Source organism: Anaerotignum lactatifermentans (genome assembly GCF_016902535.1).
In the GTDB taxonomy this organism is placed as follows: Bacteria; Bacillota; Clostridia; order Lachnospirales; family Anaerotignaceae; genus Anaerotignum; species Anaerotignum lactatifermentans_A.
Genome location: NZ_JACSNY010000080.1, coordinates 1 through 219, shown reverse-complemented (window position 1 = coordinate 219; position 219 = coordinate 1). Strand labels below are relative to the sequence as shown.

General features: G+C 46.6%; 1 protein-coding gene. It reads left to right on the top strand.

From position 1 onward, the window contains the following. Positions 1–219 (top strand): transposase (locus H9X84_RS12950; protein WP_205134650.1); only part of this gene is annotated, 219 nt, incomplete at both ends.

Below are 219 nucleotides of genomic sequence, written 5' to 3'. Positions count from 1 at the left end.
TCTGGCTTTCTATTCTGAATGGTCTGAAGAACCGTGGTGTGGAAGATATCCTGATTGCATGTGTGGATGGCCTGACAGGCTTCCCTCAGGCAATTGAAGCGGTATTTCCGGAGACAGAGATTCAGCAGTGCATCATCCATCAGATCAGGAATACAACAAAGTTTGTTTCCTACAAAGAACTCAAGCCCCTGATGGCTGATCTGAAACGTGTATATGCCG